Source organism: Promicromonospora sp. NPDC050262 (assembly GCF_040655935.1).
GTDB lineage: Bacteria > Actinomycetota > Actinomycetes > Actinomycetales > Cellulomonadaceae > Promicromonospora.
Genome location: NZ_JBFAKX010000001.1, coordinates 1 through 14,008, shown reverse-complemented (window position 1 = coordinate 14,008; position 14,008 = coordinate 1). Strand labels below are relative to the sequence as shown.

General features: G+C 73.0%; 13 protein-coding genes. 11 read left to right on the top strand and 2 right to left on the bottom strand.

The genetic code is table 11. The features are described 5' to 3' along the window. Positions 1-12 precede the first annotated feature (12 nt). Positions 13-483, bottom strand: coding sequence for a PPOX class F420-dependent oxidoreductase (locus AB0I29_RS00065; protein WP_357476545.1), 471 nt, complete (start codon positions 481-483; stop codon positions 13-15). Between the two features lie 109 nt (positions 484-592). On the opposite strand from AB0I29_RS00065, the gene aspS reads away from it, so the two are divergent. The 6 genes from aspS to AB0I29_RS00035 all read left to right on the top strand — a co-directional run bounded on the left by aspS (position 593) and on the right by AB0I29_RS00035 (position 5,954). Beyond that, entirely contained in the window at positions 593-2,392 is a 1,800-nt protein-coding gene (gene aspS, locus AB0I29_RS00060) for an aspartate--tRNA ligase (RefSeq protein ID WP_357476542.1), read from the top strand. Then, the gene (locus tag AB0I29_RS00055; protein ID WP_357476539.1) at positions 2,389-3,168 is read left to right on the top strand and encodes a GNAT family N-acetyltransferase; all 780 of its coding nucleotides are present in this window, start codon (positions 2,389-2,391) and stop codon (positions 3,166-3,168) included. The genes aspS and AB0I29_RS00055 overlap by 4 nt, the downstream gene beginning before the upstream one ends. A 103-nt stretch (positions 3,169-3,271) precedes the next feature. Beyond that, entirely contained in the window at positions 3,272-3,895 is a 624-nt protein-coding gene (locus tag AB0I29_RS00050) for a DUF4190 domain-containing protein (protein WP_357476536.1), read from the top strand. 131 nt (positions 3,896-4,026) lie between these two features. Next, a complete protein-coding gene (locus AB0I29_RS00045) occupies positions 4,027-4,611 on the top strand; it encodes a DUF4190 domain-containing protein (RefSeq protein WP_357476533.1) in 585 nt (194 codons plus the stop codon). A gap of 124 nt (positions 4,612-4,735) precedes the next feature. Beyond that, on the top strand, positions 4,736-5,344 hold the full coding sequence (locus tag AB0I29_RS00040; RefSeq protein WP_357476530.1) for a DUF4190 domain-containing protein: 609 nt from the start codon (positions 4,736-4,738) through the stop codon (positions 5,342-5,344). A gap of 61 nt (positions 5,345-5,405) precedes the next feature. Beyond that, positions 5,406-5,954, top strand: a complete 549-nt coding sequence (locus AB0I29_RS00035; protein WP_357476527.1) for a DUF4190 domain-containing protein — start codon at positions 5,406-5,408, stop codon at positions 5,952-5,954. A gap of 45 nt (positions 5,955-5,999) precedes the next feature. Here AB0I29_RS00035 and AB0I29_RS00030 read toward each other — a convergent pair whose 3' ends face one another. Then, a complete protein-coding gene (locus AB0I29_RS00030; RefSeq protein ID WP_357476524.1) occupies positions 6,000-7,406 on the bottom strand; it encodes an FAD-dependent oxidoreductase in 1,407 nt (468 codons plus the stop codon). A gap of 104 nt (positions 7,407-7,510) precedes the next feature. Here AB0I29_RS00030 and AB0I29_RS00025 point away from each other — a divergent pair, with 104 nt between their 5' ends. The 5 genes from AB0I29_RS00025 (at position 7,511) to AB0I29_RS00005 (ending at position 13,922) form a co-directional block, all read left to right on the top strand. After that, positions 7,511-8,083 carry a TetR family transcriptional regulator gene (locus tag AB0I29_RS00025; RefSeq protein ID WP_357476520.1) on the top strand — a complete coding sequence of 191 codons (573 nt, stop codon included), beginning with the start codon at positions 7,511-7,513 and terminating at the stop codon, positions 8,081-8,083. Positions 8,084-8,317: 234 nt separating this feature from the next. Next, a complete protein-coding gene (locus AB0I29_RS00020; RefSeq protein ID WP_357476517.1) occupies positions 8,318-9,988 on the top strand; it encodes an ATP-binding cassette domain-containing protein in 1,671 nt (556 codons plus the stop codon). Between the two features lie 87 nt (positions 9,989-10,075). After that, positions 10,076-11,089 (top strand): chitinase, encoded by a 1,014-nt coding sequence (locus AB0I29_RS00015; protein WP_357476514.1) that lies wholly within the window; start codon positions 10,076-10,078, stop codon positions 11,087-11,089. Positions 11,090-11,283: 194 nt separating this feature from the next. Further along, the gene (locus AB0I29_RS00010; RefSeq protein WP_357476510.1) at positions 11,284-12,615 is read left to right on the top strand and encodes a ricin-type beta-trefoil lectin domain protein; all 1,332 of its coding nucleotides are present in this window, start codon (positions 11,284-11,286) and stop codon (positions 12,613-12,615) included. After that, the gene (locus tag AB0I29_RS00005) at positions 12,615-13,922 is read left to right on the top strand and encodes an alginate lyase family protein (protein ID WP_285102391.1); all 1,308 of its coding nucleotides are present in this window, start codon (positions 12,615-12,617) and stop codon (positions 13,920-13,922) included. Before AB0I29_RS00010 ends, AB0I29_RS00005 begins: the two co-directional genes overlap by 1 nt. Positions 13,923-14,008: the final 86 nt, after the last annotated feature.

Sequence of the window (14,008 nt, the reverse complement as noted above, 5' to 3'; positions counted from 1 at the left end):
CGGCGAGTCGGGTCAGTCCTCGGCGAGACGTGCCGGGAACCCGCCCGTCGCCACCGGACCCCAGCGCTCGATCGTGATGCGCACGAGCGACTTGCCCTGCTCGACCATCGCTGCGCGGTACTCGTCCCAGTCCGGGTGCTCCTTGCCGGCCGCCGCGCGGAAGTAGTCGACCAGCGGCTCCACCGACTCGGGGACGTCCAGCACCTCGGCCGTGCCGTCCACCTGCACCCAGGCGCCCCCGAAGTCCTCGCCGAGCGCCAGGAACGACGCCGCGGACCGCGCCTTCAGGTTCCGCACCTTGGCCCGCTCCGGGTACGTCGAGACGACGACACGGCCCTGCGGGTCCACGCCGTACGTCACGGGGCTGAGCTGCGGGGCGCCGTCGGCCCTGCTCGTCACGAGGATCCCGTTGCGGCGCGAGCGCAGGAACTCCAGCAGCTCGTCCCGGGACACGGTCGTGTTGGTCGCGATAGTCCTGGCCATGGGCGTCAGGCTACGCGCAGCGGCGCCCACCACGGCCGGCGGCGCGAAGGAGCCCCGGCGGTGACTAGAATTCTCGTCGACCCTCACCTCACGCTGGAAGGACTTCTTCGTGCTCCGCACCCACACGGCCGGCTCACTGCGGGCCGAGCACATCGGCCAGACCGTCACCCTCACGGGCTGGGTCGACCGCCGCCGTGATCACGGGGGAGTGGCGTTCATCGACCTGCGTGACGCGTCCGGCATCGCCCAGGTCGTCATCCGCGACGAGGAGATCGCCCACCCGCTGCGCGCCGAGTTCGTGCTGCAGGTCACCGGCGAGGTCGGCCGCCGCCCCGAGGGCAACGCCAACGCCAACCTCGCCACCGGCGAGATCGAGGTCGTCGCCACCGAGGTCGTCACCCTCAACGAGTCCGCGCCGCTGCCGTTCCAGGTGTCCACGGCGCTCGCGGACACCGAGGTGATCGGCGAGGAGGCGCGTCTCAAGCACCGCTACCTCGACCTGCGCCGTCCGGCACCCGCGCACGCCCTGCGCCTCCGTGCCAAGGCCAACCAGGCCGCGCGCCGCGTGCTCGACGAGCAGGACTTCGTCGAGATCGAGACGCCGACCCTGACCCGGTCCACCCCGGAGGGTGCCCGCGACTTCCTGGTCCCGGCGCGCCTCGCGCCCGGCTCCTGGTACGCGCTGCCGCAGTCGCCGCAGCTCTTCAAGCAGCTCCTCATGGTGGGCGGCATGGAGCGCTACTACCAGATCGCGCGCTGCTACCGCGACGAGGACTTCCGCGCCGACCGCCAGCCGGAGTTCACGCAGCTCGACGTCGAGATGAGCTTCGTGGACCAGGAGGACGTGATCGCCCTCGGCGAGAAGATCCTCCAGGCGCTCTGGGCGCTGGTCGACGTCAAGATCCCCACGCCCATCCAGCGCATCACGTTCCACGAGGCGATGCGCCTGTACGGCACCGACAAGCCGGACCTGCGGTTCGAGAACCCGATCGCGGAGCTCACCGACTACTTCAAGGCCACGCCGTTCCGCGTGTTCCAGGCCGAGTACGTGGGCGCCGTGGTCATGACCGGCGGGGCGGCCCAGCCGCGCCGCCAGTTCGACGCCTGGCAGGAGTGGGCCAAGCAGCGCGGCGCCCGCGGCCTCGCCTACGTGACCTTCACGGAGGAGGGAGAGCTCGGCGGCCCCGTCGCCAAGAACCTGTCCGACGACGAGCGCGCCGGCCTGGCGGCCGCGACCGGCGCCCGGCCCGGCGACGCCGTCTTCTTCGCCGCGGGCAAGACGTCGGAGGCGCGGGCCCTGCTCGGCGCCGCCCGCCTGGAGATCGCACGGAAGCTCGGACAGATCGGCACGCCTGAGACGGATGACGCCTGGTCCTTCGTGTGGGTCGTGGACGCGCCCCTGTTCAAGCCGGCCGGCGAGGACGACGACGTCGACCTCGGCTCGTCCGCCTGGACCGCCGTGCACCACGCGTTCACGTCGCCCACGCCCGAATGGATCGACTCGTTCGAGAAGGAGCCGGGCGAGGCCCTGGCCTACGCGTACGACATCGTCTGCAACGGCAACGAGATCGGCGGCGGCTCGATCCGTATCCACCGCCGTGACGTGCAGGAGCGCGTCTTCGAGGTGATGGGCATCGGGCACGAGGAGGCGCAGGAGAAGTTCGGCTTCCTGCTCGACGCCTTCGCGTTCGGCGCCCCGCCGCACGGCGGCATCGCGTTCGGCTGGGACCGCATCGTGTCCCTGCTGACGAAGTCGGCCTCGATCCGCGACGTCATCGCGTTCCCGAAGTCGGGCGGCGGGTTCGACCCGCTGACGGCGGCGCCGGCGCCCATCACGCCGGAGCAGCGCAAGGAGGCCGGCGTCGACTTCACGCCCGAGGCCGCACCCGTGGCGGCCCCCACGGCGTGACGCGGCTGGGCGGCCACGGGCTCGACCACGTCTTCCACCGGGCGCGTTCCGACTTCTTCGAGGTCACGCGGACCTGGACGGACCGGACGAGTCCGGACGACGCCGGTGCGGCCGCCGTCGTCGAGCTCGTCGACCCGACGGGGGAGCGGCCCGGCCGGTGGCTCAACGCCGTCGGCCGGGCCGACCGGCTGGCGCGCCTGATGACCACGGTGGTGCCCGACGGCGACGTCGTGGCCGCCACGGTGACCCGCGGCACCGGGGCCCTGGCCGGCGAGACCCTCGCGGGCTGGGGCCTCGCGCCGGACTCCACCTGGGACCGCATGGTCACGGAGGTGGCGCCGCCCGTGCGCGACGGGTCGCCGGCCGTCGAGGTGCTCGACCTGGACCGGCACACCGACGAGATCGTCGGCCTGCTCGCCCGGGCGAACCCCCGCACGCGTTCCGGCGCGTCGGGACCCCGGGCACGACTGACCCGCTGGTACGGGGTGCGTGCCCAATCTGCGTCCCCCGGGGCGCGCGCCGGCGCGCTGGTCGCCGTGGGATCGGCGACCCCGACCCCGAGCGGGTCCGTCCACCTGGGGTCGATCGGGACGGACCCGACGCGCCGCGGGCGGGGGCTGGGCAGCGCCCTGACGGCTCGCATGACGGCGGACGGCGTCGCGGAGCACGGGCTGGTGACGCTCGGCCTCTACGACGACAACGCGCCCGCGCGCCGCGTCTACGAGCGCCTGGGCTTCGTGCTGGCGCACCAGGCGGAGACCTGGCGGCGCGAGTGAGGGCACTGCCGCGCGCGCAGGTCTGCGTCATCCCTGGTTAGGTGGAGGAGGGGCATCGGTCCCGGTGCTCCCAGCTCCCTGAACTGGAAGGGAAGGCAGCCTCATGACCGAGAACGAGGGCGGTACGCCGCGCGATCCCCAGCGGGAGACGCCGCCTACGCAGCCGTTGCCCGGGTCGACCCCCTCGCAGGGTTCGGACCCGACACCCACGCAGCCTCTTCCGGGCGAGCCGTACCGCGCGGAGCAGCAGCCCGCCGGACAGCAGCCCACACCGCAGCAGCCCGGCCCACAGCAGCCCGGCCCGCAGGAGCCGTACCCGGGCTCGCCGGCCGGTCCCGACGCGGGCGCACCCTACGGGCAGCAGGGCGTCCCGACGCCCTACGGCCAGCCCGGCGCCCCGGCCGCACCGCAGTACGGGTACGGGCAGACGCCGCCCAAGAACGACCTGGGTGTGTGGGCGCTGATCACGGGCATCCTCAGCTATGTGTTCTGCCCGCTCCTGCTCGGGATCGCGGCGATCATCACAGGCACGATGAGCCGCCGGGCCGCCGACGCGGGCCTGGCGAACAACCGCGGCATGGGCACCGCGGGTCTGATCCTGGGCTGGATCAACGTGGTGCTGGTCGTGCTCGCCATCGTGTTCTTCGTCATCGCGCTGGCGGTCGGGCTGTTCGCCGGCGGCCTGAACGGATGGGAAGACATGGACCCCAACGACTGGAACTACTGACCCCGCGCACGTGCGAACACGGGTAGGACTCCCCGCGCGGTTTTCCTGCCGCGCGGGGCGTCCTACCTGTAGGTTTGGCACCTCCGGGCCGGTCCAGTCCCCCGGCTCACCGCAAGCAGAGAGGTAGCACGATGACCCAGCCTGACGGCGGCCAGTCGCCCTACGACCCGCCGCAGCAGCCGCCCGAGCAGGGACAGCCGGCGACACCGGCGCCGGGCTCGGTCCCCGGCCAGCCCGCCCCGTACCAGCAGGCGCCGTACGCGCAGCAGCCGTACGACCAGCAGCAGCCGGTCTACGCGCAGGGCGGTCAGCCTGCCTACGGCGGTCAGCCCGCCTACGGCGCGCCGCTGCCGAAGAACAGCCTCGCCGTCTGGTCGCTCGTGCTCGGCATCCTGTCCGTGCTCGGCTGCGGTCTGCTCACGGGTATCGCCGCGATCATCACCGGTACCAAGAGCCGGCAGGCGCAGCGCGAGGGTCTCGCGGACAACGGTGGCATGGGCCTCGCCGGTCTCGTCCTGGGCTGGATCGGGACGGTGCTGGTCACCCTCGGCGTGATCGCCTACATCGCGTTCGTCGGCTTCCTCGTCACGTCGCCCGAGTTCCAGGAGGGCTTCGAGCAGGAGTTCCAGGACAGCTACGAGCAGGAGCTCGGCGACTCCGGCGCGACCATGGACCCTGAGCTCCAGGAGCTCATGGACGAGCTCGAGAACAGCTGAGCCCGCTCCGCAGCAGCCGGTCAGCCCGCCGCACCCGAGGTGAGACTCCCTCGGTCGTGCGGCGGGCTGACTCGTCGTCTCCCGTCTGCGCCCCCTGGCGCGCCCGAGCATGGAAGGCAGCACGATGACCCAGCCCGACGACGGGCACGGCCCGCGGGACCCGAACGACCAGCCGGCCGGCCCGCAGCCGCCGGTGGAGCAGACGGCGCCGGACCAGCCGACCGGGGAGCAGACGGCGGTCGCGCCCACGCCCCCGGCGCCGCCCGCGGGCCCCGCGTACGGGTATCCCGTGCAGCACCCGTCGGGCCAGCAGGTCCCGTACCCGGGTCAGCCCGGCCCTTATCCCTCGGGTCAGTACCCGTCCGGCCAGTACTCCTCCGGCCAGGTGCAGCCGTACCCGCCGCAGGGCCCCGCCGCGTACCAGTACGGCCCTCCGCCGCAGTACGCCTACCCGGTCGCGCCCCCGAAGAACGACCTGGGCGTCTGGTCGCTGGTGACGGGCATCCTGAGCTGGATCCTCTGCCCGCTCGTCCTGGGCATCGTCGCCATCGTCACCGGGAACGCCAGCCACAAGGCAGTCCGCGAGGGCCTGGCGAACAACCCCGGTTCGGCGACGGCGGGCCTGGTCCTGGGCTGGATCAACGTGGCGCTGACCGGCGCCGCGGTGCTGGTCTGGATCGTCTTCCTGGTGGTCGGGCTCCTCGGGGCGGCATTCTCGGTGACCCAGGTATGACCGCGGTCCGGCGGCCTGCGGCAGCACGCAGCATCCCGCGCACCCCGTGGAAGGGGGAGGCATGAGCCAGCCCGACGAGTGGAAGTCGCCCTACGACCCGCCGAAGCAGCCGGACGCCCCGCAGCCCGGCCCGGCCTATGGTCCCGGACCAGGGTCCGCGCCGGGCCAGGCCGGACCGCCGAGCCCCTACCAGCAGCCGTATCAGCAGCAGCAGCAGTGGGACCAGCAGGGACAGCCCTACCCGCCCCAGCCGTACCCGGGGCAGCAGCCCTACCCGTACGGCGCGCCCTACTACGGCTACGCCGCACCGCTGGAGAAGAACTCGCTCGGGGTCTGGTCCCTCGTGCTGGGCATCCTCAGCGTCATCCTGCTGTTCGCCTGCGGTGTCGGCGGCTTCCTGGCCGGGATCCCGGCGATCATCACGGGGCACCTGAGCCGCAGGGCGCAGAAGGAGGGCCAGGCCGACAACGGCGGCATGGGCCTGGTCGGCATCATCACGGGCTGGGTGACGATCGGGCTGACCCTGCTCCTGGTCGTCGGGATCGTCATCCTGTTCAGCATCCCGGAGTTCCGGGAGGGCTTCTTCAGCGAGTCCACGTCGAGCGGCTGAGGTGACGCGCACCAGGCCCACCGGCATGCGGCCGGCGGTCGCGGGTCACGCACCCGCGACCGCGCCGGCCACGTAGCCGTCGGGGCGCACCAGCAGGGCGGTCGCGCCGCCGTCGGACCGGCGGACGACGACGCGCTCGGCCGGGTCGACCTCGCCGGGCGCGGCCGGCAGGCCGGGAGCCGGCGCGCCCGCCGGGGCGACCAGCACGAACCGCCCGGCGCGAAGGGCCTCGGCGAGGCGCGACCCGCCCTCCAGCGGGAGGTCTCGCGCCCTGGTGCCGACCAGCGGGTGCGCTCCGCGGGGGTGCGGGTAGGCGACGCCCAGCGCGGACACCGTGAGCGCCGCCCGCCGGCGGACCGGGGCGACCCGGGAGACCAGGCCGACGACGCCGCGCCGTACCGCCGCGACCAGCGGCCCCGGCAGGGTGGCGACCCGCAGGATCCCGCCGCTGGTGCGCAGCACCTGCCGCCCCACCGGGTGCCGTTCGGCCTCGTAGCCGTCGAGCACGGCGTCCGCCGCGTCGTCGGGCAGGCGCAGCGCGGCGGCGAGCCGCCAGCCGAGGTTCGCGGCGTCCTGCATGCCGGTGTTCATGCCGAGCCCGCCCGCGGGGCTGTGCACGTGCGCGGCGTCGCCGGCCAGGAGGACGCGGCCCGCGCGGTAGGCGGGCGCCTGCCGCTCGTCGGCGTGGAAGCGGGACAGGAAGCGCGCCTCGGTCATGCCGAAGTCGTCGTGCAGCGTGGCGCGGGCGATGGTGCGCACCTCGTCGAGGTCGACCGGCTCGTCCTCGCTCACGTCGCGGTCGCCGTGCCAGCCGATGAACCGGTACCAGCCGTCGCCGAACGGGGCGAGGAACCCGAGGGAGTCGTTCGCGGCGGCGACCGTGAGCAGGTCGGCGGGCTGCCGCGCCAGCCGGACGTCGGCCAGGACCATCGAGCGGATCACGGCCCGGCCGGGAAACGGGATGCCGACGGCGTCACGCACCGTGGACTGCGCGCCGTCGGTGCCGACGACGTACCGGGCGCGCAGGTCCGGGCCGTCGGCGGTGGTGACCGTGACGCCGTCGTCGTCCTGGGCCAGGGCCGTGACCCGGGTGTCGTGCCGGAAGACGGCGCCCGCCTCCTCGGCGCGGCGCCGCAGCAGCCGCTCCACCTCGTACTGGGGCGCGACGAGCACGTACCGGAACCGGGACGGCAGGTCCGCCAGGTCGATGGTGAGCCGCTGGAAGAGCCGGAGGCTGGTGACCTGCTGCCCGCGGGTGAGCAGCTCGTCCGCCAGGCCGCGTGCGTCGAGCACCTCGAGGCTGCGCGCGTGCACGGCGAACGCCCGGGTCAGGTTGCTCAGCCCGGCCGGCCGCTTCTCCAGCACGGTGACGTGCGCCCCGGCCGTGGCGAGGTCCCCGGCGAGCAGCAGGCCGGTCGGGCCGGCCCCGACGACGACGACGTCCGTGTCCATGGTGTCCTCCCGGGGTGGGCCAACGAGTGTTTGCCAACGCTTGTTGACACACGTAGCGGACCGGCTGGGCGAAGGTCAACGGATGTTGGCATACAGTTGTTGGCATGACAGACACCGATGCTCCGCGGCGCCGCTCCGACGTGACCCGCGCGTCGATCCTGGACGCGGCCCGGGCGCGGTTCGCGGCCGACGGCTACGAGCGCGCCACGGTGCGCGCCATCGCGCAGGACGCGGGGATCGACCCGTCGATGGTGATGCGCTACTACGGCTCCAAGGAGGGCCTGTTCGCCGCGGTCATCGACGTGGAGCTGGTGCTCCCGGACCTGGCCGCGATCCCGGTGGACGACGTCGGGGCGGTGCTGGTGGGGCACTTCCTCGACCTCTGGGAGCACGACAGCGTGCTGCAGACGCTGCTGCGCGTGGGGGTGACGAACGAGCCCGGGGCCGCGCGGATGCGCGACGTGTTCTCCGGCCAGATCCTGCCGCTCGCGCAGCGGTTCGTCGGGGCCGGCGAGGACGCGGCGCGGCGGGCCGCCCTGGTCGCCTCGCAGGTGCTCGGCATGGCGCTGGTGCGGTACGTGCTGCGGTTCGGCCCCGCCGCGGACCTGACCAGGGCGGACGTCGTCGCCTGGCTGGGGCCCACCGTGCAGCGGTACCTCACGGCACCGCGGCCGTGACGGGCGGCGGGGGTGCCGTGATTCACGTTGCGCCCCGGCGTCGTCCCATGTCAGGCTGTGTGCGCTCCTGCGGGTGTGCCGCGCGTGTGAGGGAGCTACGGACAAGGACTGTGATGACGGGCATCTCCCGGTACGAGAACACCTCGCGCTGACGCCTGCCCTCCACGAGGGCTCCGGGCGTCGGCACCACGCCACCTCCCGGGAGTCCCTGCTGTGTTGTCCAACCCTTCTGTCGTGCTGCACGACGTCACTTTTGCCTGGCCCGACGGCGCCGTCGCGCTCGATCACGTCTCCGGCGCCTTCGGCCGCGGCCGCACCGGCCTGACCGGTCTCAACGGGGCCGGCAAGTCCACCCTGCTGCGCGTCGTCGCCGGCCTGCTCACGCCCACCTCCGGCCGGGTCGCCCTGAGCGGCACCGCCGACTACCTGCCGCAGCGCATCACGCTCGACGTCCACGCGACGGTCGCCGACCTGCTGGGCATCACGCCCGTCGTGCGCGCGCTGCGGGCCATCGAGTCCGGCGACGTCGACGAGGCGCACTTCGACGTCGTCGGCGACGACTGGGACGTCGAGGAGCGGGCCGTCGCGCTGCTGGCGGCGACCGGCCTGCCCACCGGCCTCGACCGGTCGGTCGCCACCCTGTCCGGCGGCGAGACGATGCTGACGGCGATCACCGGTGTGCGGCTGCGCCAGTCGACCGGGAGCGCCGCCGTCGCGCTGCTCGACGAGCCGACGAACAACCTCGACGGCGCCGCCCGCGAGCGCCTGTACGAGCTGGTCCGCGGCTGGCGGGGCGCGCTGGTGGTCGTCTCGCACGACCTGGCCCTGCTCGAGCTGATGGACGACACGGCCGAGCTGCGTGCCGGGTCGCTGACGACGTTCGGCGGCCCGTACTCGGAGTACCGGGCGTGGCTCCAGGTGCAGCAGGAGGCGGCGGCGCAGACGCTGCGTGCGGCCGAGCAGACGCTGCGCCGCGAGAAGCGGCAGCGGATCGAGGCCGAGGAGCGGATCGCGCACAGCGAGCGCAAGGGCCGCAAGGACGCCGCGAACAGCAAGTACGTCAAGGCCGTGATCAACGACCGGCGCAACAGCGCGGAGAAGTCCGCAGGTGCGCGGCGCGGGATGCTGGACGACAAGGTGGACGCCGCACGGGCCGCCGTCGACCTGGCGGAGCGCGCGGTGCGCGACGACGACCGGATCTCCGTGGACCTGCCCGACCCGGGGGTGCCGGCCGGGCGGCGGCTGGCGGTGCTGCGGGGCGCGGACGGCCGGGAGGTCGTGATCCAGGGTCCGGAGCGGATCGCGCTGACGGGCCCGAACGGCGTCGGCAAGACGACCCTCCTGGAGCGCCTGCTCTCGATACCCGCCCCTGCCCCGTCGGGTGCTGGGTATGTGTCGGGCCAGACCCCCTCGGGGCCGCAGACACCCAGCACTCAAGGAGCTGGGCGGGACGGGCAGGGGTTCGCGGACGGGGAGCTGCTGACCGAGCGCGCGGCGTACCTGCCGCAGCGGGTCGACGTGCTGCCGGACGCGTCCTCCGTGCTGGACGCCGTGCGGGAGGGCGCGCCGCACGTGCCGCCGGGGGAGCTGCGCAACCGGCTGGCGCGGTTCCTGGTGCGGGGCGCCGCGGTGGACCGGCCGGTGGCGACGCTGTCGGGCGGCGAGCGGTTCCGGGTGGCGCTGGCGCGCCTGCTGCTGGCGGACCCGCCGGCGCAGCTCCTGGTGCTGGACGAGCCGACGAACAACCTCGACATCGCGAGCACGGACCAGCTCGTGGACGCGCTGTCCGCCTACCGGGGTGCGCTGCTCGTGGTGAGCCACGACGGCGCGTTCCTGGAGCGGCTGGGCCTGGACGCGGAGATCCGGCTGGATCCGGAGGGAAACCTGACGCAGGTGCGCCGGTGACGTGTACGGGTTAACCCTGATGCGCCCTTTTTCACCCGCTGTGTACGGTCTCGGTACGCATCCGACCGACATCTTCGGGAGACGACGATGAAGACCAACCCGAGGCGCCTCGCCCTGCTCAGCTCCGTGACCGCGATGGTCCTGGCGGCCGGCGGCATGGTCGGCGCCGCCGCGACGGAGGTCGCCGGGGCCCGGGCCGCCGGGCAGTCCGAGCCGCAGGCCGCCGCGGAGAAGCTGCCCGGCGCGCCCTACCTCTACCTGGGCTGGGGCGACCCGCAGAACGCCACCTCGGTGATGAGCGAGACCGGGGTCTCGGCGTTCACCATGGCGTTCATGCTGTCGTCCGGCGGCTGCACGCCGGCGTGGGACGGGCAGCGTCCGCTGACCGGCGGCGTCGACGAGCAGACGATCGACGCGATCCAGGCCGCCGGCGGCCAGGTGCAGATCTCCTTCGGCGGCTACTCGGGCAACAAGCTGGGCCCGAACTGCTCCAGCCCGGAGGCGTTCGCCGGGGCCGTGCAGCAGGTGATCGACGCGCACGGACCCGACGTCGTGGACTTCGACATCGAGAACACCGACGAGTACGAGGACTACGCCGTCCAGGACCGGATCCTGCAGGGCATCGCGATCGTCAAGCAGAACAACCCCGGCGTCAAGGCCGTGGTGACGATCCCGACCACCACGACCGGCCCGGGCGGGGCCGGCTCGCGCCTGATCGCGCGGGCCGCCGAGCTGGGCACGCCGATCGACAACTACACGATCATGACGTTCGACTTCGGCGGCTCCGACATGGTGGCCGACACGATCAGCGCCGCCGAGGGCCTGAAGGACCAGCTCAAGGCGGCGCACGGCTGGTCCGACGCCGAGGCGCACTCGTACTCCGGGATCTCCGGCATGAACGGGCTGTCCGACGTCGGCGAGACCACCACGCCGGCGCAGTGGACCGAGATCCGCGACTGGGCGAACGCCCAGGGGCTGTCCCGGTTCGCGTACTGGGCGGTCAACCGGGACCGGGGCTGCGAGGGCGGCGGCGTGACGTCCAACTGCAGCGGCATCGCGCAGCAGGACCTCGAGTTCACGCGGATCACCGCGGGGTTCTGACCCCCGCCGCGCAGTGGTCGGGCACCGGTTCGCGGTCCGCGAGCCGGTGCCCGACGTCGTCCCGCCGGTGCCCGCTGCCGTCGGCCGGCCGAACCTGTGTGGTACCTGTACGGGTTAGCCCCAATGTTGCGGGTGGCAAGGAAGTCGTACGTTCTCCTCACTTACAGGCTTGAAAGTTCATGAGGAGGACGACCATGCAAGCACGTCTACGGCGCCGTGTCCTCGGCGGCCTCGCGACACTGTCCCTGGCCCTCGCCACCGCGCTCGCGCTCGGCGGGGGCGCCCTGCCCGCGCAGGCCGCGACCGGGGCGATCACCGGGTACGGCGGCAAGTGCGTCGACGTCGCGGCGGCGAGCTCCGCGAACGGGACGCAGATCCAGCTCTACGGCTGCAACGGCACGAACGCGCAGAGCTGGGACGTGCGCACCGACGGCACGGTCCGCGCGCTCGGCAAGTGCCTCGACGTCGCGGACGCGAGCACCGCCAACGGGACCCGCATCCAGCTCTGGGACTGCAACGGCAGCGCCGCGCAGACCTGGACCGCGGGCGCTGACGGCACGCTGCGCGCGCTCGGCAAGTGTCTCGACGCGACCGGCCCGAGCTCCGCGGACGGCACGCCGCTGCAGCTCTGGGACTGCTTCGCGGGCGCCAACCAGCGCTGGACGCTCCCGTCCGGCGGCGGCAACCCCGAGCCCAACCCGGCGAAGATGCCGGGCGCGCCCTACCTGTACCTGGGCTGGGGCAACCCGCCGAGCGCCACGTCGGTGATGAGCCAGACGGGCGTGCGGGCGTTCACCATGGCGTTCATCCTCTCGTCCGGGGGCTGCAACCCCGCGTGGGACGGCAGCCGCCCGCTGACCGGCGGCGTCGACCAGCAGACCATCAACGCGATCAAGGCCGCCGGCGGCCAGGTGCAGATCTCGTTCGGCGGCTGGTCCGGCAACAAGCTGGGCCCCAACTGCTCGACGCCCGCCGCGTACGCCGGGGCCGTGCAGCAGGTCATCAACGCGCACCAGCCCAACGTCGTGGACTTCGACATCGAGAACTCCGACGAGTTCGAGAACTACACCGTCCAGGACCGCATCCTGCAGGGCCTGACCATCGTCAAGCAGAACAACCCGAACGTGAAGATCGCCGTCACGATCGGCACGGGCCGCGGCGGCCCGGAGGGTGCGGGCACCCGGTTGATCAACCGGGCCGCGCAGCTGGGCGTCCCGATCGACAACTACACGATCATGCCGTTCAACTTCGGCTCCTCGAACATCGCGCAGGACACGATCAACGCGTCCGAGGGGCTGAAGAACCAGCTCAAGTCGGCCCGCGGCTGGACGGACGCCCAGGCGTACGCCCACATGGGCATCTCCGGCATGAACGGGAGCTCCGACCAGGGCGAGATCACGACCACCGCCGCCTGGACGCAGATCCGTGACTACGCGCGGAACAACGGGCTGACCCGGCTGGCGTTCTGGTCCGTCAACCGGGACCAGCCGGGGTTCGAGTTCACGCGCATCACGGGAGGCTTCTGATGGGGATCCGCAGCAGCAAGGCATCCGCCCGCACCCTGGTCGTGCTCGCCGTCGCCGTGGGGCTCGTCCTGCCCGCGGCCGCCGCGGGCACGGCGAGCGCCGCGCCCGGGGCGCGCGCCGCCGTCGGGCAGCAGGCGCCCGCTGTACCCGACGCGGTGCCGGACGCCGCTCCTGGTGCCGCGCCGGTGGCCGCTCCCGCCGACGTGCCCGCGACGTTCACGCACCCGGGCGTGCACGTCAGCGCGCCGCAGCTCGACTACATCCGGCAGCAGGTGCAGGCCGGCGCCCAGCCCTGGCGCAGCGCCTACGACTCGATGATGGGCAGCCGGTACGCGTCGCTGTCCTACACGCCGCACCCGCGGGCCGTGGTCGAGTGCGGGTCGTACTCCAACCCGAACTACGGGTGCACCGACGAGCGGGAGGACGCGATCGCGGCGTACACCCACGCCCTGGCCTGGTCGGTCACCCGGGACACGCGGTACGCGAACAAGGCGATCTCGATCATGAACGCGTGGTCGCCGGTGATCCGGGACCACACCAACTCCAACGCGCCGCTGCAGACGGCGTGGGCCGGGTCCGTGTGGCCGCGGGCCGCGGAGATCATCCGGTACACGGGCGCCGGCTGGGCCGCGGCCGACGTCGACCGGTTCGAGACGATGCTGCGGAACGTCTACCTGCCCGAGGTGATCAACGGGTCCAACAGCAACGGCAACTGGGAGCTGTCGATGATGGAGGCCGCCGTCGGCATCGCGATCTTCCTCGACGACCGCACCGCCTACGCGTCCGCCCGGCAGCGGTTCCTGGTGCGGGTGCCCGCGTTCATCTACCTGACCTCCGACGGGTCGGTGCCGCGCACCGTGCCCGGCTCCGGCCGGGACACCCCGGACCAGATCTTCGCCTACTGGCACAACCAGCGCACCCTGGTCAACGGGCTGTCCCAGGAGACCTGCCGGGACTTCACGCACACCGGCTACGGCATCTCGGCGATCTCGCACGTCGCCGAGACCGCCGCGATCCAGGGCGACGACCTGTACCCGCAGGTGGGGGAGCGGCTGCGGCACGCGCTCGGGTTCCACTCGACCTACCAGCGGGGCACCGCGGTGCCGTCCTGGCTCTGCGGCGGGTCGGTGCACCTGGGCCTCGGCCCGGTCACCGAGGTCGGGTTCAACGCCCTGCACAACCGGCAGGGTCACGCCATGTCGAACACGCAGGCCCTGACGGAGTCCACCCGCCCGGCCGGCACCAACAACCTGTTCGTGGCCTGGGAGACCCTGACCCACGCGAACAACCCGAACGTGCTGCCCTGACGCCGGTCTTCCGGCCGGCAGTCAGGCAGTCAGCCCCACCAGTTCGGTAGTCGGCTTCGAGATCGGCACAGGCCTGTGCCGATCTC